Genomic DNA, 22,129 nt, shown 5'->3' on the forward strand with positions numbered 1-22,129 from the left:
ATTATGACAGGGAGATTTTTAGGGAAAACGGCTTTAGTTACAGGTGGAAGCAGAGGGATTGGCCGGGCGATCGTCGAACTATTTGCCAGTGAAGGCGCAAACGTAGCGATTATCGATATCAACGAAGAGGTTTTGACATCAACTGGAAATGAATTAAGGGATAAGGGTTATACCATTTTCACCAAAGTGGCGAATGTGGTCAATTCCGAAGAGGTGGAAGCATCCATAAAAGAAATAGCCGACACATTCGGATCGCTCGATATTCTCGTGAATAATGCTGGGGTCATCCGAGATAATCTACTTTTTAAAATGACCGATTCAGATTGGCAGACGGTAATGGATGTGCATTTAAAAGGTACTTTCAATGCAGTACGTGCCGCCCAGAAGCATATGGTGGCAAATAAATACGGAAGAATCATCAATATATCATCCACTTCGGCTCTCGGGAACCGCGGTCAGGCTAATTATTCAGCTGCTAAAGCTGGGCTTCAAGGGTTAACAAAAACACTAGCGATTGAACTTGGAAAATATGGGATAACGGCTAATTCGGTCGCACCAGGTTTTATCGAAACCGAAATGACGAAAGAAACAGCTAGGCGGGTAGGAGTGAGTTTTGAGCAATTCATCCAGGATAGGGCAAATAGTATTCCTGTTGCCAGAAGCGGTTTGCCAAGTGATATTGCTCATGCTGTTGCATTCTTTGCCGATGAAGCTTCCTCATTCATTAGTGGGCAGGTTTTATATGTTGCGGGCGGTCCAAAAAATTAAGGGAAAAGGCGGGATGTTATGTTCAACGAAAGTATTGGAAAACGATCCACCCCCGTTAAAAATATAGTTGAACGGGGAGCCGTTAAAAAATTCGCATTATCTATTGGTGATCCCCACCCGATTTTCCTTGATGAAGAAATAGGCAGGCAATCAAGGTTCGGAACGAATATCGCTCCACCAACTTTCCCAAGGGTCTTTGATTTTGGGACGATTGAAAGCTTAAATCTCCCGAATAAAGGGTTGATTCACGGTGAGCAGATATATCGCTATAACAGGCCGCTGAAGGTAGGGGAAGAAATCACCTGTTATACGGAAGTGAAAGACTATTATGAGAAAAAAGGGAAACAAGGGGAAATGGGATTTCTAGCTTTTAAAAATTATGGGGCGGATGCAAATGGGGAAATTGTCTTCACTGCTGAACAGCTTGTCATTATAAATGAAACGATCAGAAGGATGGTGATGAGTAAGTGACGACATTAACCGAACTTCATATTGGTGACTCGTTACATTCAATCGAGCTTGCACCTGTAACGCGATTGGACCTCATAAAATATGCCGGCGCATCAGGTGATTTCAATCCCATTCATACGATTGATGAGGAAGCAAAAAATGCTGGTCTTCCCGGTATCATTGCACATGGAATGTGGACGATGGGAAACCTCGCAAAGCTTTTCAGTAATCTTTATGAAATTGGATTTATCGAAGAATACAAGATTCGTTTCAAAGGTATGGTTTTCTTGAATGATGTCATAACTCTTCAAGCGGATCTAAAAGAAAAAACTGGGAATAGATATTTTTTCAATGTAGCGGCCACTAACCAGTCAGGTAAGGAAGCGATCAGTGGAGAGGTTATTTTTAAGACTTACTGATGGTCTCATCCCGAACCATGAATTTAAAACAAGTTTTTTTACTGTTCTATGAAACCCTCACTAGATTGAAGAAATTCGCGACGTATAACTGGCTAGCCAAGACCCCACAGACGCTTGCTTTGATGCGGCTTGGCAGAAAGTCCGCGGAAAGGGAGAGGATTTCTGAAATCAACTCGAATTTTTTAAGGAAAAAAACTGTATGCAAACTGATTTTCTTTTAATTTGTCTAAAGTCTGTAGTGATGAAAATTATTTCATCACTACTTTTTTTAGGAGCGAAATTCGACAATTTTAAAGGATTTTCGAAATTTATCCAGAATTGTACTTAAAAAGAATTCTTTTTGCGGCGGTGAATAGTAATGAATCAAGTGAAACAGGATTCTCAGATTAATTTGCTCAAAGAGTGTACCTTTCCTGCACTAGTCGTGGATTCTGCAAATCGGATAAAGGATTGGGGCAACTATTTTAATCAATTGTTAAGTCAGGATGGTAATAATACACTAACCGAACATTTCGATGAGTGGCAATTTCTCGATAATAAAAGGCTTGCAGCTGCAAGGCTGCATGATAAACGGTATTTATTTTTATTAATGAAACAAATGGATACTGACAATATTCTATATATAGGCAGTGAAACACAATTTTTGGATGAGTTATTGATTGATGCTCATGAAACGGATAAATTGAATCGCGCACTGGATGCCATTATCGAAAATTCCTATGATGGGATATACATCACCGATCAAAATGGAATCACGCTTTATACCAATTCGGCAATTGAACGGATCACTGGAATTCCAAAAGAGTATTATATCGGCAAATCGGTGGACCAATTGATTAAACGAGGCATCCTGAATGCTTCGGTGACACATAAGGTAGTGAAGCTGAGACGAACGGTATCAGTCGTACAGGATAATTTTGCTGGAAAGGAAACATTGATTACTGGAAGTCCCGTTTTTAATGCAGAAGGAGAAATAGAGCAAGTCGTTACGAATATTAGGGATTTATCTGATTTAAATGAACTGATGCATGAGTTGACGAAAGTTAATGAACTGAATAATCAATATAAGCAGGAAATTGAAAAACTGCGTAAGATAACAAGTAAGGATGGAGTCGTATTTGTCAGTGATAAAATGAAAATGATTTATGAGATTGCTGAAAGAATATCGGATATTGATGCGACCGTACTTATTCTGGGAGAAACGGGTGTTGGAAAGGATGTCCTTGCCCGCAATATTTATAACCGGAGCATCCGATCTAAAAAAGGAGATTTCATCAAAATAAATTGTGGGGCAATTCCCGCTGATTTATTGGAATCCGAGCTCTTTGGATATGAAGGAGGGGCATTTACCGGAGCCAATCAAAAAGGCAAACCAGGGATGTTTGAGCTGGCAGAGAGTGGTATCTTATTCTTGGATGAAGTCGGTGAGCTTCCCCTGCAACTTCAAGTGAAGCTGCTTCGGGCCCTTCAGGAAAGGGAGATTCAAAGAATCGGAGGTACAAAGCCAAAGAAAATCGATGTTCGCATAATAGCAGCCACGAACCGAAATCTATCGGAAATGGTCAAATCTGGTGATTTTCGTGAAGACCTATTTTATAGGCTGAATGTCATTCCGATTACGATTCCTCCTCTAAGGGAAAGAAGAGAGGATATCTTGGCATTGACTGACTTATTTTTAACAAAGGCAAATGAACAATATAAATTTTCAAAAGAAATAGATTCGAGGTTAAAGGAATATTTTTATCAACATGATTGGCCAGGAAATGTCCGTGAATTGATTAATATAGTGGAAAGGCTCGTCGTGCTGACGGATAATCAAATATTATCGATTAATGACCTGCCGGAAGAATATCAGCCGGAAAATCGGAATCAGCCGAACCTCAATGCTACCCAAACTTTAAAAGAAGCAGTGGAAAGAGCCGAAAAGGAAATCTTGACGAAAGCGGCTCAAACCTACCACACTACATATGAAATCGCAGAGGCCCTTGATTCCAGTCAGGCAACAATAGTGAGGAAACTTAAAAAATATCGATTAAAGGTCAGTGGAAAAGAATAGGTAAGATAGGGGGATTACCGTTTATTGGTAATCCCCTTACTTTTGCTTATGTCTTTATTAGTCCATTGTAACTTTATGTTAAATCAAATTCTTTATTAATTCAGAAATGATTTTTTCAGTCAATAGTGAATGAAGGACATCCCGTATGGAACCGATGCTTTTGTTTTTTATAATTCAATAATGAATTCACAGACGGGTGAATAGCCTTATTAACGGTGATTTGATGTTTGGCACGGCACTTGCATTTATAAACAGGAAATTAATCTACGGAATAAATCTCCTATAGAAGGTGCGAGGTGAAAGGGGTGAACGAACCAGAAGATTACCATAGGTAAACCGTTATAAAGAGAAGATGAATCATTGGCTATCCCTAAAAACAGCATATGCTTGTCAACACACGACTTAATCCTTAAGTAGAGTCAATGAAACTATGATGATATCCAATTGAATTAAGTGGTCATTGAAATGAAAGCGCTAACAACAAACCGAGGGTTTATCAGCTCCTCCTTTGCTATCTCTGTGAGGGGAATATAGGGACATAAAACAAACAGTTCCTATTTAATTGATCGACTAAATTACTGTTCCTCCCGAGAGGTTGAGCCTGTGAGGAAATAATTGAAAGTGTTTTTCATCGCAGTTTCAAATATGGACAGGATTGTAGGACAGTGAAAGAAAAGCAAAGTGAAATTCAATAATTTTCAAGGAGGAAGTAAATGGAAATTTTGATCCAGCAGCTTTTTAATGGTTTGACGATTGGCAGCGTATATAGTCTTGTTGCCCTGGGATTGACGCTAGTATATGGAATTTTGCATATCCCGAACTTTGCCCACGGTGCCCTATATATGTTGGGTGGATATATCACGTTGTCAATGATGACATTATATGGGGTCAATTACTGGATTGCCATGTTCGTATCCATTATCGTTGTTGGTTTGTTGGGAGTCCTTTTGGAGCGTTTCGTGTTCCGCCTGTTAAGGGAGGCACCTCCATTGCATGATAAGATCGCCGCAATCGGAATTCTCCTTTTTCTTGAAGCTTTTGCCCAATTTGTCTGGGGTGCCGACTTCCATACAATGACTTCTCCATACGGCCAAGTGGTCAATATCATGGGCCTGACGTTCACACTTCAGCGATTATTGATCATCGTGTCAGCTATCGCAGTGATGGTTTTACTTTACCTTTTCCTAAAGAAAACTTATACCGGTTCAACGATAATAGCGATGTCTCAAAGCCGTGAAGGTGCGTCATTAGTGGGAATCAACATTAATAAAGTAGCAATGCTTACCTTCATGATATCGGGTGGATTAGCAGCCATCGCTTCATCCCTTGCATCACCGATTAACCTTGTTTTTCCCGGCATGGGGCATTTAGTCATCCTAAAAGCATTCGTCATTATCATATTGGGCGGGATGGGGAGCATTCCGGGGGCGATCGTAGGCGGATATATCCTAGGTTTCAGTGAGAGCCTGGGCGCGACTTATATTTCAAATGATTATAAAGACATCATTGCATTCATTCTTTTAGTCGTAATATTAACAGTGAAACCAACAGGTCTTTTTGCCAAGGGGGAGAGGTAGCGTGAGGATATTAACGAAAAGAAATGCGATTATTGCTCTTATCATCTTTGCTTTTTCATTCCCCTTTATCGCGCAAAACGACTATTATCTCCATATGCTGACACTTTCGTTCATCTGGGCGATAGCTGTTTATGGAATCAATTTATTATCAGGGTATACTGGATATCTCTCGCTTGCACATGCCGGATTTTTTGCAATTGGAGCATATTCACTTGGGCTGCTGACGGTAAAAGCGGGAATGAACTTTTGGCTGGCACTTGTATGTGCATGTTTAATTACATGTGCAATTGGGTTTTTAATCGGATTGATCGCGCTGAGGACAAAGGAACACTTTTTCGCGATTTATACGCTATGTGTGGGGTACATCATATATCTGGTCATCGATAAATGGGAGGGTCTTACAGAGGGGGTTAGGGGATTGATCGGTATCCCTGCTCCTGGGAATATAGGCCCGATTACATTCGATACGGCAGCATCCCAATATTATCTAGTTCTCATTTTCCTGCTTGCAGTGATTTTAATCGTGTATCGAATTATCCGCTCATTGACCGGCAGGACGTATATGGCCATCAGGAACAGCGAGGACCTTGCACAAACGATAGGTATATCCACAATGAAGAATAAGTTAACAGCATTTGTCCTATCTACATTCTTTGCAGGTCTGGCAGGTGCCTTGTATGCGTCATTCATACGTTTCATTGGACCTGATATCGGATCAACTGCCATAATGTTTGATCTATTGATGTATTTATTGGTTGGAGGAATCGGGACACTTTCAGGTCCGTTGGTAGGAACATTACTGTTAGTAATCCTTTCGCAGAATCTGCAATTCCTTCAAGAATACCGAATGTTGATATTCGGACCATTGCTTACGGTGATCATCATCTTTTATCCGCGAGGAATCGCAGGGGCCTTCTTTGATTGGCAAAGAAAGCGAAAAGATAATGAGCTGTCCGGGGTGAGAAATGAAATGCACATAAAAGCGGAGGAGGGATGAATTTGCTTATCGAAACAAAGAATTTGACAAAGCGGTTTGGTGGATTGGCGGCAGTCAATAATGTGGATTTTACGATTGAAAAAGGTAGAATCAATGCAATTATCGGACCAAATGGCGCAGGGAAATCCACTTTCTTCAACTTGATCAGTGGCTTTCATCGACCAACTTCAGGGACGGTCCTTTTTAAAGGGATTGATATCACCAAGCTGCCTGCCAATGAAATAGCGGGGCTTGGAATTTCAAGAACCTTTCAAACGACAAGCCTTTTTGATCAATCGACCGTGTTGGATAATGTCATTGTTGGACATAGACTGCGAACCAAATCCAATTTGGTGGATGCCATTCTAAGGACAAAACGTTTAAAACGGGAGGAAGCGGCATGCAGGGATAAGGCGATGGAGGTGCTTGAAATAGTTGGATTGACGGAATCGGCTGACAGAATGGTCTCCAGCATCTCGCAGGAGGAAAAGAAACGGACAGCCATTGCCCTTGCCCTTGCGACGGAACCGGAAATTATCTTTCTTGATGAACCTGCTGCAGGAATCAACCCGGATGAAACGGAAGGCTTGACAGAACTGATTAAAAAATTAAATCGATCGGGACTGACCGTTTGTTTAATCGAACACAAAATGCATATGATCATGAACTTGGCGGATCATATCATGGTCCTTAATTACGGAGAAAAAATTGCCGAGGGCACACCTAAGGAAATCCGCGGAAATGAAGCCGTGATTAAAGCCTATTTGGGAGGTAGTGCCAGTGCTTAAGTTAACCAATGTCGCAGTAAATTATGGGAGTTTCACTGCGATAAAACATGTGAATATCGAAGTTGCCAAGGGAGAAATCGTTGTATTGTTAGGAGCTAATGGGGCAGGAAAAAGCACAACTTTTCGTTCCATAAGCGGAATCAGTAAGCTGTCCAAGGGGGAAATTCATTTTCTGGGCATGCCCATAGGGGGCCGTGCCCCGGATAAGAATGTTCAGGAGGGAATAGTTCAGTGTGCCGAAGGACGTAAATTGTTTCCACAGATGACCGTCCAGGAAAATCTGAGGATGGGTGCTTATGTGCATCGAAAGAAGAAAGCGGAGATCAAGGATTCCTTGGAATACGTCTATCACTTATTCCCGATTTTAAAGGAAAAGCATCATGATGAAGCGGGAAGCCTGAGCGGTGGCCAACAGCAAATGCTCGCAATTGGAAGGGCTTTGATGTCAAAACCGAAATTGTTGATGCTTGATGAGCCTTCGGTGGGACTCGCTCCACTCATTGTCGAACAAATGTTTCAAGTTATTGAAGAAATAAACCGCGAAGGTATCACTGTCCTGCTTGCTGAACAAAACGCGAATGCTGCCCTCAGCATTGCAGATAAAGGATATGTTTTTGAAAATGGGGAAATTGTCGTTCAAGGGACAGCAAGTGAGTTATTAGCCAATGATGAAGTAAGGAAAGCGTATATTGGGGCCTGAAAAAATTGAATGGGGGATTTTTATGAAAAAACTGAAAGTATTATTTGTCTTTCTCCTGCTAATCATCACTGTCTTGACCGGGTGCAATAAAGGGGAGAGCCCTGTGTCAAGCAGTGGCAGTAAAGGAAAAAGTGAAAATGTCGTTAACATCGGTTTTAGCGGTCCTTTAAGTGGGGCAGCAGCGTTATATGGGAAACGGACATTGAATGGTGTCGAAATGGCCGTCAATGAAATTAACGATGCTGGTGGGTTTGAAGTAGATGGTAAGAATTACACGCTGAATTTAGTATCGTTGGATGATAAATACTTACCTAATGAAACAGGGTCGAATGCTAAACGATTAATTCAGGAATATGATACGCCGATCATTTTCACTCCCCATAGCGGAGGTGTGCTGGCACTTCAGGTTTTTAATGAACAAGAGGAATTCATCATTGGTGCATATACGAGTGAACCGGCAGTGACCGAGAGCGGAAATTCATTAACCGTTCGAATTCCACCGAATTACGAGGGGTATATCGAACCTTTTACAACATATGCAATGGAACATTTCGGGAAGAAAATTGCCGCTTTGCCAACATCTTCGCAATACGGTAAAGACTGGACGGAAGCGGTGCTCCCACATTGGAAAAAGCAAGGCGGAAAAGTCGTTTATAATTCCTCGATTGATTTCGCCAAAGAAACCGATTTCTTTACGATTGTCACAAATGCCTTGAAAAAAGATCCTGATGTGCTATTTATCGGTGGTGCTTCGGAACCTACGGCAAAAGTAGCGAAGCAAGCTCGGGAGCTAGGATTTAAAGGCGGTTTCATCATCATGGATCAAGCAAAGCTGGATCAAATGAAGCCGATTGCAGGGTCATATGAAACATTGGAAGGCTCGATTGGCGTTCTGCCACTGATGGACTCAGATGAAGAAGCAGTGCCTGCTTTCGTTGAGAAATATCAAAAAAACTATAAGGAAGATCCAAGCTCCGAAGTAGGTTTGAATTATATCGCCATGTATGCGTTTGTGGAAGCGATGAAATCTGCAGGCAGCGTTGATGATGCCAAGGCCATCCGTAAACATATGCAAGATGGACTTTCAAATATAGGGCCAGACCAAAAAATATACGATATTCCCTCGATTGATGAAAATGGAGGATTTGCATCAACTATTGTCGTCGGTGCAGTAGAAGACGGGAAAGTAGTCCCTGTCCGTTAACTGGGTAAAGGGTTGCAGGTGTTCCGGGTGTGGTGTGGCGTAATATACTAGTTTAGCATTTTGATAAATTACTTGTTCGTGTATCGTTCCTAATCATAGGTGACGATACACGTTTTTTATTGTTTAAAAAAATCTACACCAAAAATAGTAGGCTCCTATGGGTAAAATATTGGCACACGCAGAAAGCAGCTATGGATGTAAATTTAATTTAATTTCGGCATTGGGGTTTTAAGGAAAGAAAAATGCTAATTAACAAATCTTACAAAAATATCTTGTATCCGAGTAATGAAAACGCTATCATTGAATATAATATGAAATATAATTTCATTAATTTCTACTAAAAAATGAAATTATATTTAAGTGATTGATATAGGAGGATTTAATTGTCTATGGAAGAACATTTGCGTTCATTAACGACTGAATTACGGAACGAAAAGACGATGAATATCGACAGTGTAAATACGATAGAAATCATTTCTGCAATCAATAGGGAAGATTTTAAAGTGGCAGCAGCAGTTCAGGAGGTATTGCCAGAGATTGAAACGGTAGTTGAATGGGCTTGCGAATCGTTAAAAAAAGGAGGGAGACTCATATACATCGGAGCAGGAACGAGCGGAAGACTCGGTGTTCTGGATGCAGTGGAATGTCCCCCGACTTTCAGCACACCACCTGATAGGGTGCTGGGAATAATCGCAGGAGGGGAAAAGGCGTTTGTTAGGGCTGTTGAAGGAGCAGAGGATAAAGAAGAGTATGGGGAATTTGATTTAATTGACGTGGACCTTACAGCAAATGATACGGTAATAGGCATTGCGGCAAGCGGCCGCACCCCTTATGTGAGGGGCGCTTTACGTTATGCAAGAAAAGTTGGGGCTAAAGCTGTGGCTTTATCATGCAATAAAAACGCGAGCATCACGGAAGCAGCTGATATAGGGATTGAAGTGGTGGTCGGACCGGAAGTGTTAACAGGATCCACGAGAATGAAAGCGGCAACCGCACATAAAATGGTACTCAATATGATCTCAACGGCAACCATGATCCGGTTGGGAAAAGTCTATGAAAATCTGATGGTTGATGTAAATGTCAGTAATCAAAAACTGAAGGACCGTGCAATTAGCATCATAGAAACTGTAACGAATGCTGACTATGATCAAGCTTTGAATACGCTTGGTAAGGCAAATAATCAAGTGAAACCAGCGATTGTCATGCTAAAAACGGCAACAGATTATGAAAAAGCAATGGAGTTACTGGAAAATGCGGATGGAGATGTCAGAAAAGCCATCTCGATCTATGAAGATTAAGGAGGGAAGCAATGGCTACAGGAGGATTATCCATCATACAGACGATGTTGAGCAAGCTACCGCAATCGGAACAAAAACTAGCAGAATATATTCTTCAGAATCCTCATGAAGTTGTGAACAGCACTGTACAGGAATTAAGTACGTCTGCCCAAACAAGCGGGGCTGCTGTTATTAGGTTGTGTAAATCGCTTGGAATAAAAGGTTTTCAAGACCTGAAAATAAGGATTGCTGGAGATTTGATGAAGACCGTCGAACAGGGCTACCGGGATATCGAGCCGTCCGAATCACTGTATCGGATTGTGGAAAAAACAACGAGTAATTCGATTCAGACCATCCGGGACACATCTGAAATAATTGATCACGATAATCTCAAACATGCAATAAGGCTGATGCTGAATGCTAAAACCGTCCACTTTTGCGGTGTGGGTGCTTCGAATATAGTTGCTGCGGATGCTCAGCAAAAATTACTTCGCATCAATAAAGGGGCAACGGCTTTTACAGATATGCATTTAGTTGCAACCCTGATTGCAAATGCAGATGAAAATGACATCGTTTTTGCCATTTCATTCTCCGGGGAAACACCAGAAGTTGTCAATATACTGAAGCTGGCAAAAGAACGTGGGGTAAAAACAATCGGGCTGACTCATTATGGTCAAACAACGGTATCTTCTTTGTGTGATGCCACACTGTATACATCCTTTTCGAACGAAGCACCGTTTCGAAGTGCAGCAACATCCTCACGATTGGCGCAATTATATTTGATTGATATTTTGTTTTTGGGGATGGCTTCAGAGCAATATGAAGAGACTGTCCAATATATTGATAACACCAGGTCTGCCATTAAATCGATGACAGATCGATATAAATGATTAATACGAGATTTGACAAAGGGGGCTTTTGAATGGGTAAGGGGGATAAGTACGCCAGTTTAGCAGAAGAGTTAATGGGGAAATTGGGTGGGGCATCCAATGTTGCCGATGCTGCACATTGTATGACCAGACTAAGGGTATTGCCAATCGATCGTTCAAAAGTAAAAATGGAAGATATAAAAAATACGGAAGGCGTTTTTGGCGTCATTGAAGAGGAAACGATACAAATCGTCCTCGGGCCAGGCGTGGTGAACAAGGTTCATACAGAATTTGAAAAGCTTCTGGAGGAATCTTCTGGCGATTTGAACTTAAAAGAAGTAGCTTCGAAGAATAAATCAGATATTGATAGGAAAAACGCAAAACCGTTTAAACTTTTTTTACGCAGGATTGCAAGTATTTTCATTCCTTTAATTCCCGCCTTAGTGGCATCAGGTTTGATTACCGGTATTACAAAAGCAATCGTTCAAGCGGGTTGGCTTGCAGCAGAGTCGCAATTAGCCATCATTTTAACCGTTATCGGGTCAGGGCTCTTTGCCTATTTGGGGATTTTGGTTGGGACCAATGCGGCAAAGGAATACGGCGGATCACCTGCACTTGGTGCAGTAGCGGGTATCTTGGTCATCAATCCGGCCGTCGGCGACATTTCATTGTTCGGTGAAAATTTGCTCCCTGGCCGCGGTGGGTTGATAGGAGTCCTCTTTGCAGCTATTTTCATAGCATTGGTGGAAAAACAGGTCAGGAAATTCATTCCTCAATCACTGGATATCATTTTGACGCCAACCATCGCTTTACTCATTACCGGGATTGTCACTTACATTGTATTTATGCCGGTAGGAGGGTTTTTATCGGATGCCATTACGACTGGGTTATTGAATGTATTGGATTTCGGAGGTGTTGTAGCTGGATTCGTGCTTGGTGCGGCCTTCCTCCCTCTCGTCATTACTGGTTTACATCAAGGTTTAACGCCTGTCCATCTAGAATTGATCAATTCGATTGGTGATGATCCACTGCTTCCAATTTTGGCGATGGGTGGTGCGGGCCAAGTGGGAGCGGCATTTGCCATCTATATGAAAACGAAGAAAGCAAGTTTGAAGAGAGCTATCGGAGGAGGCCTTCCTTCCGGGATGCTTGGTATTGGTGAACCCCTTATATTTGGAGTGACCCTGCCATTAGGCCGGCCTTTCTTAACTGCATGTTTAGGTGCAGGAGTAGGTGGAGCATTTCAAGCTCAATTCGGAATCGCAACGTCGTCCATCGGTGTGTCCGGTCTGCCGCTTACCTTTTTAGTTCATCCAAACCAAATCGGACTGTTCCTCGCTGGGTTGTTCATTTCCTATATAGCAGGATTTATTTTTACGTATTTGTTTGGATTCAAAGATGAAATGGCGGTTGAATTCAAGTGATCGGAATCTCTTTTTATCTACAAGACCCGCATGCGGAGTCACAAATCATCCATGCTGCTAACCTGGGAGTGAAGAAAGCATTCACCTCGCTTCATATTCCTGAAGAAAAGGGTGATCTCGTGAAGAGGATGATCACGCTTTTAAAGCTTACAGAGGCCTATGGAATGGAAATCCATGCAGATGTCTCATTAAATACGCTTGATCATTTGGGGATTAGCAATTTTACGGATTTATGGCCATTAGGTATTAAAGGTATACGCCTGGATGATGGGTTCGATAAAGAAATGATCATATCTTTATCGAAGGTGTTTACACTCTCACTAAATGCAAGTACGTTAAATGAAGATGAACTTTTAGCCGTGCTTGGGGGCGGTGTGGAACCGGAAAGGTTGATAGCTTGGCACAACTTTTATCCAAGGCTTGAAACGGGACTTGAGGAAGAATTCTTTCATGAACAAAATCGAATGTTCAAGAAATACAGCATACCAATCTTTGCTTTCATCCCGGGTGCAGGAAGTAAACGCGGTCCTCTGCATGTGGGTCTTCCAACGCTTGAAAAACACAGGTTGATGAATCCTTACGCTGCCGGTATTGAGCTATTTCAGCATGTGGAAGGAGTTTACGTTGGAGATCAAGGAACGGAGAATAATCTGCTTGAAAATCTGACTGCTTATAAAAATCTAAATATTCTAACTATCAGAATGGAATCCAACCTCTTACAAAGCGGTCAGTATAAATTGAGGCCAGATGTTTCTCAAGATGTTTTCCGGCTGCAGAATACAAGGGTTACAGAAAATGTTGAGCCGAGTAATACAATTGCACGCAGCCTTGGATCCATAACGATGGATAATGATGCTTACGGAAGATATCGGGGAGAGGTTCAAATTTGCAAGAGAGACCTAGGTGCAAATCACCGAGTTAATGTGATAGGGCGAGTTATAGAAGAAGATATTCCCTTGCTGTCACTTCTAAAGCCTGGTCAAACGATAAAACTTATAATTGAATGACCAATTAGGCTCATTGAATCAATTATACAGGGATAAATGGAAATATTACATGAAGGCTTGTAAAAAGAGGCGGCTGCTGGGATTCCCAATGCTGCCTTGATTTCTTTATAGGATCTATATAGTTCATTTCCATACATTTTTACCCCTTCATGGAAGTGGGTATGGAATTGTTGCTAACAGAACTAAAAAGTATACAAGGGAGGAAGCCTAAATGATAAAAAGGATATGTGCCCCTGCTGGAATCGCAGTATTCTTGATTTTATCCATTCTGGGAGGTAATGCGACAGCAAAGGAATCAGAGAATGAAAAAACAGTATCGGATATTCAGGAGATCGTGGAAAATATGACAATCGAAGAAAAAGTCGGTCAAATGCTCATGCCGGATTTTCGTAATTGGCAAAAACAAGGAGAAGCGAAGGCGACCGGGTTTATTGAAATGAACTCAGAAGTTGCAAGCATCATCAAAAAATATCATCTTGGCGGTGTGATTCTGTTTGCTGAGAATGTAGTCGATACCGAACAAACGGTTCGGCTCACCGAGGGTTTGCAGATGGCAAGCCCGAACCTTCCTCTGTTCATAACGATTGATCAGGAAGGAGGAATCGTAACTCGCCTTCAAACTGGAACGAACCTTCCTGGTAATATGGCACTTGGTGCAGCCAGAAATGAGAGTTACGCTTATCAATCTGGAGAAATCATAGGCAAGGAACTGTCGTCACTTGGCATAAATGTCAATTTCGGGCCGTCTGTCGATGTCAATAATAATCCCGGAAATCCTGTCATTGGCGTTCGTTCCTTCAGTTCTGATCCGGAACTTGTATCAAAGCTTGGCATTCAGACGATAAAAGGATTGCAAAATCAGAACATGATAGCGACGACCAAGCATTTCCCAGGCCACGGAGATACAGCAGTCGATAGTCATTATGGTCTCCCCCTTGTTTCTCATGATAAAGAACGTTTGCGTTCCATCGAGTTGGTTCCGTTCCAAAGGGCCATCGATGCTGGAGTTGATATGATGATGACTGCACATGTTCAATTTCCTGCATTCGATGACACTACGTATATCAGTAAAAAAGATGGTCAAGAAATTATGGTTCCTGCAACGTTGTCACATAAGGTCATCACGGGTCTATTACGTGAAGAAATGGGTTTTGACGGTGTTGTGGTTACAGATGCTTTGAATATGCAAGCAATAGCGGACAACTTCGGACAGGAAGAAGCTGTGGTCCTTGCCTTGAAATCTGGTGTTGATATTGCATTGATGCCTGCACAGATTAATTCGCTTCAAATGGAAAAGAATATAACCTCTGTATTCAATGCAGTGAAGGAAGCAGTGGAAAGCGGGGAAATTCCTCTAGGTCAAGTCAATCAATCTGTAACGAGGATACTTGAACTGAAGGGGAAAAGTGGGATATTAAACCCTGATGTTACTCCGATCGATAAAAAAATCGAAACCGCGCTTCAAGTAGTCGGCAATGAAGATCATTTGAAAAAAGAAAAGAAAATCGCGGAAGATGCCATCACTCTATTGAAAAATGAAGACAAAACATTGCCATTCAAACCTAAGAAAAATGATAAAGTTCTAATTCTTGCTCCTTTTGATGACCAAGTTGAATCCATGTCCAGGAGCATCAGTGATTTAGCTGATAAAAAGAAAATAAAGAAAGTCCAAATAACGGGTATGAGTTTTTCAGGAAAGTCATTTACAGATCAAGTGGCCAGACTCATTGATGAAACGGACTTTGTCATAACTGGATCCTATATTGTCAAAAACGATCCGGCTGTCAATGATGGAGTGATAGATGATAGCATTCAAGATTCATCGAAGTGGGCAACAGCCTTCCCTAGGGCAGTCATGAATCATGCTAAGAAGAAAGATAAAGAATTTGTTTTAATGAGTTTAAGAAACCCTTATGATGTTGCAAACTTTGAAGAAGCGAAAGCGGTTCTTGCTGTTTACGGGTTCAAAGGGTATTCGAATGGGCGCTATAGACAGCCAAATATCCCGGCAGGCATCTCGACCATTTTTGGAGAATCAAAACCAAAAGGCACGTTGCCGGTCGATATACCATCAGTAACTAAGCCCAATGAAAGTCTTTATAAATTTGGATATGGATTAGATATTAAATCAGGAAGACCCATTAAAAAATAGGGAGGGAAGCAATTTGAAAAGAATGATAATCCTATTTACCATTTGTCTTTTGACTTTCGGAATCGTTTCCTCAAAAAATGTAACCGCTGTTAAAGAGAAGAAAAAACAAAAGGTCAGTCCCGGTATTGAAGTTCTATTAAAAGATGAAAAGAACGTGTTAAGCGGAAAGAAAGTCGGCTTGATTACGAATCCAACTGGCATCGATTCAAAATTAACCAGCATCGTCGATCTACTTAATGATGACCCGGATATTAATTTGACAGCGTTATTCGGTCCTGAACATGGAGTGCGTGGAGATGCGCAAGCTGGTGCAAGCGTCGAATATTATATTGATGAAAAAACAGGGTTGCCCGTTTATAGCTTATATGGCAAAACGAAAAAACCGACGCCAGAAATGTTAAAGGATGTTGAGGTCCTTGTTTTTGATATCCAGGATGTCGGAACACGTTATTACACTTATATCTACACGATGGCTTATGCAATGGAAGCAGCCAAAGAAAATGATATTCCCTTTATCGTGCTGGACCGGCCAAACCCACAAGGCGGGGAGTCGGTAGAAGGGCCGGTACTTGAACCTGAATTCTCATCGTTTGTTGGTTTGTACCCAATACCGCTTAAGCATGGGATGACTGTTGGGGAACTCGCGACTTTGTTCAATAAGGAATTTAAAATCGGTGCGGATCTAAGAGTCATCAAGATGAAAGGCTGGAAGCGAGATATGGATTATGACGATACTGGTCTCCCGTTTGTCTTGCCGTCACCGAATATGCCGACAGTTTCCACTACGTTCGTTTATCCAGCTACAGGCTTGATCGAAGGAACGAATGTCTCGGAAGGCAGAGGAACGACTAAACCATTCGAGTTGATTGGTGCTCCTTATATAAACAGTGATGAGCTTGCTGGGAAATTAAATGCATTAAGGTTACCTGGTGTAAAGTTCAGGGCAGCCTCGTTTACCCCTACATTTTCAAAACATGCAGGTAAACTTAGCCACGGAGTGGAAATCTATATAACGGATAGAGAGGAGTTCAAGGCTGTCCCAACTGGACTTCATATCATCAAGACCATTCAGGACCTATATCCTGGTGATTTCGAATTCCTTGCAGCCAATAATTTCAATTTATTGATTGGAAATGGCTGGGTAATGTCAAGAATTGAAGAAGGTTCATCTGTAAATGAAATCATGAAAGAATATCAAGTAAAGCAGGATTCTTTTAAAAAGGTACGCAAAAATTACCTACTCTATAAATAAGTGAAAAAAGAAAAGTCCGGATGGACTTTTCTTTTTTTTATGAACTTTCGAAGGAGGAGAAAATCGCTAAGACTTTATTCCTGAATATAGCCAAATTTATAAATGAAATGAAGTTCTAAAATGGAAGGAACCGTTGTCTAATAGAATATGGGGTTTGCCCTAAATCAGTAATTGTCAGGAGGAAAGCGGAATGAAAAAATATCTTCAAAAAATTGGACGTTCCTTGATGCTGCCAGTAGCCGTATTGCCGGCAGCCGCCATTTTAATGGGGATCGGTTATTGGATAGATCCAGCAGGATGGGGAGCGGGAAGTCCGTTAGCAGCTTTCTTAATAAAAGCAGGTTCTTCGATCATTGACAATATGGCTATCTTGTTTGCTGTTGGAGTGGCGTTGGGGATGTCGAAAGGTAAAGATGGAGCCGCCGCTTTGAGCGGGCTGGTAGCCTATCTAGTCGTAACGACATTGCTTTCCACGGACTCGGTAGCGATGCTGCAGGGAATTGATGCAAAAGATGTAAATCCGGCATTTGAGAAAATAGAAAATGCATTTGTCGGAATCCTCTCGGGTCTTATAGCTGCAGCAATGTATAATCGGTTCAGTAAGGTCGAACTGCCGGATGCATTCGCTTTCTTTAGCGGTAAACGCCTTGTTCCGATTCTTACTGCGGTTGTCATGTTACTGGTTTCTCTTATATTATTCTTCGTATGGCCACTCATCTACTCCTGGTTAGTTATATTTGGGGAAGGAATAAGTGAATTAGGTGCTGTTGGAGCAGGACTCTATGGATTCTTCAATCGGCTTTTGATACCAACAGGACTACATCATGCGTTAAACTCTGTATTCTGGTTCGATGTAATAGGACTTAACGATATCGGTAAATTCTGGGCTGGAACAGGAATAAAAGGAACCACAGGCATGTATCAAGCCGGATTCTTTCCCGTCATGATGTTCGGTTTACCGGCTGCGGCTCTTGCCATGTACCATTCTGCAAAATCACGGAAGAAAAAACAAGTGGCCTCATTAATGCTCGCAGCCGGTTTCGCTTCATTTTTCACAGGCGTTACTGAACCGTTGGAGTTTGCTTTCATGTTTGTTGCACCAGCTCTATTTGTTGTGCATGCCTTATTAACAGGAATATCGTTAGCTATTGCTGCGACTTTCCAATGGACAGCAGGGTTTGGTTTTAGTGCAGGATTCATTGACTTTGTTTTAAGTTCAAGATTGCCATTGGCAAATGAACCTTATATGCTACTTCTTCAAGGACTGGCTTTTGCTGTCATCTACTATTTCTTATTCCGATTCTTAATAACAAGGTTCAATTTAATGACTCCCGGCAGAGAAGATGATACAGAAGATGAACTTGATGGTGGAGGAGCGATTTCGGAAGCAGACAACACACAAGGCGGGAATAATGAGAGTAAATTCTTTGGAATGGCTTCCGCTATTTATGAGGGATTAGGCGGAGACGCTAACGTAACATCTGTAGATAACTGCGTTACCCGATTAAGGGTTGAGGTGGAGAATATGGGAGCTGTCGATCAGAATAAAATCAAATCAACAGGGGTTGCTGGAATCAATATCGTGGGTCCCCAAAGTATTCAAGTTATTGTAGGGACACAGGTACAATTCATAGCTGATGAAATTGAAAAGATCCGGCGGCAATAGGTCTGGATAAACTGCATTTTGCCTTTTTAATGCAACTAATACACTAAAATTCTACGATCAGAATTATATTTTCTGATCGTAGAGATTTTTATGATAAAGTATTGATTTTAAACGCGCAAAAGATTTATCTTTATAAACTCTGCTCTTAAAATAGAATAAAACGAATCAATGTTCTATAATATATAAGGGTATTGAATGAAGGATTTGCCATGAAGCATGGAGAATTAGTAATGAAGTTCGTCCGCCAATCATTTGAATAGTTAGGAATTCAGCGATAATGAAGGCTGTATACATACACGTCAATCTTAAACACCATCATATTGTGTACTAAGTTTTGAGCAAGGGATATCTTTTGCATTTTTAAAACTTTTAGTATGGGAGGTTCCGGCCATGTATAAACAAAAAACCAAAGAAACTGACAGTAGTGTCATTGAGTTCATTGAGAACGTCGATAATCAAAAAAAGCGTGAAGATGCATATGAGTTGTTGGATGTTTTCACCAAAACGACAGGTTATGAGGCAAAGATGTGGGGACCGAGCATCATTGGGTTCGGTGTCTATCATTATAAATATGAATCAGGTCACGAAGGCGATGCCCCTTTGGTAGGCTTTTCCCCTCGAAAAGCTAAAATCAGTTTATATTTCACTCCAGGGGATAAAAAAAGGGAAGAATTGTTAAAGTCATTTGGAAAACACACTTCCGGAAAAGGGTGTGTGTATATCAACAAAGTGGCAGATATCGATATTAATGTATTGAAAGAATTGATTAATCAGTCTGTCAAGTTTTTGAGAGATATGTACCCGGACAATGAAATATAATAGAACGTATGATCAGTTTATAATTGTTTAAGAGGAACAAGAAAGCGAGTGGGAACGAAAATGAGAAAAATTAAAGTGGGCATAGTTGGGTACGGATTGTCAGGAGCTACTTTTCACGCGCCATTACTAAGTGTTTTAGGGCAGTTTCAAATAGCGAAAGTTGTCAGCTCCAATAAAGAAAAAGTCCAAAAAGATTTGAAAGATGTAGAAGTGGTAAGCAGCTTAGAGGAAATTCTAGAAGACGCATCAATTGATTTGGCTGTTATTACGACACCGAGTGGTTTGCATTATGAAATGGCCAAGCAAAGCTTGTTAGCCGGGAAGCATGTCATCCTCGAAAAGCCGATGGTAGTGGAAGCTTGGGAGGCAGAGGAGCTCATTAAGATTGCCGAGGAAAAGAATCTGCTATTAAGTGTCTATCATAATCGGAGATGGGATAATGACTTTTTGACTGTGAAAAAACTTATGGATGATGGAGTGCTTGGGGATATCAATACATACCAGGTCCATTATGATCGATACAGGCCTGTAGTCAGGGATAGATGGAGGGAAAAACCAGGCCCGGGATCAGGCATGCTTTATGATTTAGGATCACATCTCATCGATCAGGCACTGCATTTGTTTGGATTGCCGCAATTCGTTTGGGCAGATGTATTTTCCCAAAAAGAAAATGCAAAAACGGATGATTATTTCCATGTGATATTAGGATATGAAAAGCTGAGAGTTATCTTGCATTCAGGCTCAATCGTTCCGTATAATGGACCGCGGTATCAGGTGCATGGAAGTAAAGGATCATTTATTAAGTACGGTCTTGATTGCCAAGAGGCGGCCCTAAGTGAGGGTAAAAAACCGATGAATGATTCTTGGGGTGCAGATGATCCCGAATTCTATGGTAAGCTGGTTACGGTTGAAGGAGAAAATGAGATACATGAAACCATTGAAACACTGCATGGATCTTATTTAACGTATTACCAGGCGGTTGCCGATAGTATATTGAGCGGGAAAAAAGCTCCAGTCACTGCTCAAGAGGGGTTATCGGTCATTAAAATCATTGATGCGGCTTTTGAAAGTAGTAAAGGGAAAAAAGCCGTATATATTAAATGAAATCATTATGATAAGCGGCCTTATTCGAAATAAGGCCGCTTTTTATTTTGGTCAAATAAAATCATTAACTTATGGAACAAATGGAGCAAATACCTGTGAATTCGAGTGTTGCGCATGAGTTTTTAGCTGTTTACTCGTGAATTCGAACATTACGCAAGATTTTGTGTCATTTACTCATGAATTTGGAGCAAATAATCAAGAGTTTGAAGCGTTACTCGTGAAATTGGAGTAAATACTCGTGAGAATCGTACATTTACTCGTGAATTTGAAGCAAATACACGTAAGGTTTGTACATTTACTCGGATTAAACTGTTTTGGAGGATCTCGACTACAAGAAGATAGGAAATAACAATCTTAATGAAAACCCCCGAATAGCGGCTGCTACTCGGGGGTTTCATTAAGGTGAAAACTTGAAATGCCTCTTTAAGCTCTAGGATAATGCCTTTGCATGAAGAGATCGCTTTTGCCAAGCCATTGTAATCATCAAAGTAATGAATAAGAGGATAAGGCCCAACATGAACGGGTAGGTAATGTGGACATCATACATCATTCCGGCAAGTGTGGGTCCGAGCACATTTCCGATGCTCATATATGCATTATTCATACCCATTGCAAAGCCCTGCTCATTGCCTGCCATCTTGGAAATCAGTGTGTTAAGAACTGGACGTAAGATGGAAGTGGAAAGGAAGATGATAAGTGAAATTAAAAAGAAAATCAGGTAACTTGAAGCAAAAAGTGATAGGAGGAAACCGATGGCTGCAACACTGATAAAGAGATTCAGCACATTCACTTCCCCGAAACGCCGTACAATCCGGTCGACGACAAACAGTTGTACTATTACACTGACGATACCGGTGGCTGTAACCATGACGGCGATGTCCTTAGGACTTGAATTGAATTGATTATCAAGATACAGACCAATTACAGATTCATATGCCATTAAGCCAAAGCTCATTACAAGAGTAATGATAAGTGGGATGAAATAGGGCATTTTCACGGATAAGGCAATCTTCCGAACCATCGTTTCAGTTTTTGCATCCATGGATTGAGTAACCTGTGCCGTTTCGCTTTCTTTTAAAACAAAAATCGAAAATACCACAGCTGATAGGGATACCAGCGCAGAAATCAAAAAGGGAAACTTCAAGCCAAAGTCAGCTAAAAAACCTCCAATTCCTGGACCTACTACAATTCCCAGGGACATGGCGGCAGATACTAAACTATTGCCTTTAGCGCGTTGATCAAATGTGGTGATATCGGCTACATAAGCAAAAATTGCGGGTATAAGCAAAGCTGCCCCGATCCCGCCAATGATACGTGAAGCATATAATAACCAAATGGAATTGACTGCATAAAAAATAAACATGGATAAAGTCAAACCGACCAATCCATAAATAATCATTTTTCTGCGCCCGAATTGGTCAGTCCATTTTCCGGCAATTGGCGAAAAGATAAGTTGTGCACCCGCGAAAATGGCAATCATTAGGCCAGCGGCGGTTCCGCCTTGATTAATGGAAGCAAGGTATGCTGGTAAAATGGGAATGATGATACCGAAACTTCCTATTGCTATAAACATATTGATCATAAGGATAATGATCTTTTTGCGTTGTTCTGCTGACATGGA

General features: G+C 41.2%; 19 protein-coding genes. 18 read left to right on the forward strand and 1 reads right to left on the reverse strand.

Annotation, left to right across the window (positions count from 1 at the left end; translation table 11 throughout):
- Positions 1 to 3 precede the first annotated feature (3 nt).
- The 18 genes from NYE63_RS12820 (at position 4) to NYE63_RS12905 (ending at position 20,508) form a co-directional block, all read left to right on the forward strand.
- A complete protein-coding gene (locus NYE63_RS12820) occupies positions 4 to 768 on the forward strand; it encodes an SDR family NAD(P)-dependent oxidoreductase (protein ID WP_342605430.1) in 765 nt (254 codons plus the stop codon).
- A gap of 18 nt (positions 769 to 786) precedes the next feature.
- On the forward strand, positions 787 to 1,239 hold the full coding sequence (locus NYE63_RS12825; protein WP_342605431.1) for a MaoC family dehydratase N-terminal domain-containing protein: 453 nt from the start codon (positions 787 to 789) through the stop codon (positions 1,237 to 1,239).
- The gene (locus NYE63_RS12830) at positions 1,236 to 1,637 is read left to right on the forward strand and encodes a MaoC/PaaZ C-terminal domain-containing protein (protein ID WP_063233564.1); all 402 of its coding nucleotides are present in this window, start codon (positions 1,236 to 1,238) and stop codon (positions 1,635 to 1,637) included. The genes NYE63_RS12825 and NYE63_RS12830 overlap by 4 nt, the downstream gene beginning before the upstream one ends.
- A 358-nt stretch (positions 1,638 to 1,995) precedes the next feature.
- Positions 1,996 to 3,693, forward strand: a complete 1,698-nt coding sequence (locus NYE63_RS12835) for a sigma 54-interacting transcriptional regulator (protein WP_342605432.1) — start codon at positions 1,996 to 1,998, stop codon at positions 3,691 to 3,693.
- Between the two features lie 713 nt (positions 3,694 to 4,406).
- Positions 4,407 to 5,270, forward strand: coding sequence for a branched-chain amino acid ABC transporter permease (locus tag NYE63_RS12840; RefSeq protein WP_063233567.1), 864 nt, complete (start codon positions 4,407 to 4,409; stop codon positions 5,268 to 5,270).
- A 28-nt stretch (positions 5,271 to 5,298) separates the two neighbouring features.
- Complete coding sequence (locus NYE63_RS12845) at positions 5,299 to 6,267, forward strand: branched-chain amino acid ABC transporter permease (RefSeq protein WP_342605747.1); 969 nt, start codon at positions 5,299 to 5,301, stop codon at positions 6,265 to 6,267.
- Positions 6,268 to 6,269: 2 nt separating this feature from the next.
- Complete coding sequence (locus tag NYE63_RS12850) at positions 6,270 to 7,034, forward strand: ABC transporter ATP-binding protein (protein ID WP_342605433.1); 765 nt, start codon at positions 6,270 to 6,272, stop codon at positions 7,032 to 7,034.
- Complete coding sequence (locus NYE63_RS12855) at positions 7,027 to 7,734, forward strand: ABC transporter ATP-binding protein (RefSeq protein WP_342605434.1); 708 nt, start codon at positions 7,027 to 7,029, stop codon at positions 7,732 to 7,734. Before NYE63_RS12850 ends, NYE63_RS12855 begins: the two co-directional genes overlap by 8 nt.
- A 22-nt stretch (positions 7,735 to 7,756) precedes the next feature.
- Positions 7,757 to 8,938 (forward strand): ABC transporter substrate-binding protein, encoded by a 1,182-nt coding sequence (locus NYE63_RS12860; RefSeq protein WP_342605435.1) that lies wholly within the window; start codon positions 7,757 to 7,759, stop codon positions 8,936 to 8,938.
- A gap of 389 nt (positions 8,939 to 9,327) precedes the next feature.
- Positions 9,328 to 10,236: an N-acetylmuramic acid 6-phosphate etherase gene (gene murQ / locus NYE63_RS12865; RefSeq protein ID WP_342605748.1), complete on the forward strand. Its 909-nt coding sequence runs from the start codon at positions 9,328 to 9,330 to the stop codon at positions 10,234 to 10,236.
- An 11-nt stretch (positions 10,237 to 10,247) separates the two neighbouring features.
- Positions 10,248 to 11,105, forward strand: coding sequence for a MurR/RpiR family transcriptional regulator (locus tag NYE63_RS12870; protein WP_342605436.1), 858 nt, complete (start codon positions 10,248 to 10,250; stop codon positions 11,103 to 11,105).
- Between the two features lie 32 nt (positions 11,106 to 11,137).
- Entirely contained in the window at positions 11,138 to 12,508 is a 1,371-nt protein-coding gene (locus NYE63_RS12875; protein WP_342605437.1) for a PTS transporter subunit EIIC, read from the forward strand.
- Positions 12,505 to 13,515: a MupG family TIM beta-alpha barrel fold protein gene (locus NYE63_RS12880; RefSeq protein ID WP_342605438.1), complete on the forward strand. Its 1,011-nt coding sequence runs from the start codon at positions 12,505 to 12,507 to the stop codon at positions 13,513 to 13,515. Before NYE63_RS12875 ends, NYE63_RS12880 begins: the two co-directional genes overlap by 4 nt.
- A gap of 211 nt (positions 13,516 to 13,726) precedes the next feature.
- Positions 13,727 to 15,667 carry a glycoside hydrolase family 3 N-terminal domain-containing protein gene (locus tag NYE63_RS12885; RefSeq protein ID WP_342605439.1) on the forward strand — a complete coding sequence of 647 codons (1,941 nt, stop codon included), beginning with the start codon at positions 13,727 to 13,729 and terminating at the stop codon, positions 15,665 to 15,667.
- Between the two features lie 22 nt (positions 15,668 to 15,689).
- On the forward strand, positions 15,690 to 16,919 hold the full coding sequence (locus tag NYE63_RS12890; RefSeq protein WP_342605749.1) for a DUF1343 domain-containing protein: 1,230 nt from the start codon (positions 15,690 to 15,692) through the stop codon (positions 16,917 to 16,919).
- Positions 16,920 to 17,109: 190 nt separating this feature from the next.
- The gene (gene nagE, locus NYE63_RS12895; protein ID WP_342605440.1) at positions 17,110 to 18,585 is read left to right on the forward strand and encodes an N-acetylglucosamine-specific PTS transporter subunit IIBC; all 1,476 of its coding nucleotides are present in this window, start codon (positions 17,110 to 17,112) and stop codon (positions 18,583 to 18,585) included.
- A 390-nt stretch (positions 18,586 to 18,975) separates the two neighbouring features.
- A complete protein-coding gene (locus NYE63_RS12900) occupies positions 18,976 to 19,404 on the forward strand; it encodes a DUF1801 domain-containing protein (protein ID WP_342605441.1) in 429 nt (142 codons plus the stop codon).
- Positions 19,405 to 19,464: 60 nt separating this feature from the next.
- Positions 19,465 to 20,508: an oxidoreductase gene (locus NYE63_RS12905; RefSeq protein ID WP_342605442.1), complete on the forward strand. Its 1,044-nt coding sequence runs from the start codon at positions 19,465 to 19,467 to the stop codon at positions 20,506 to 20,508.
- 430 nt (positions 20,509 to 20,938) lie between these two features.
- On the opposite strand, the gene NYE63_RS12910 is transcribed toward NYE63_RS12905, so the two are convergent.
- Positions 20,939 to 22,126 carry an MFS transporter gene (locus tag NYE63_RS12910; RefSeq protein WP_342605443.1) on the reverse strand — a complete coding sequence of 396 codons (1,188 nt, stop codon included), beginning with the start codon at positions 22,124 to 22,126 and terminating at the stop codon, positions 20,939 to 20,941.
- Positions 22,127 to 22,129: the final 3 nt, after the last annotated feature.

This window comes from Peribacillus sp. FSL E2-0159 (genome assembly GCF_038643155.1).
GTDB lineage: Bacteria > Bacillota > Bacilli > Bacillales > DSM-1321 > Peribacillus > Peribacillus simplex.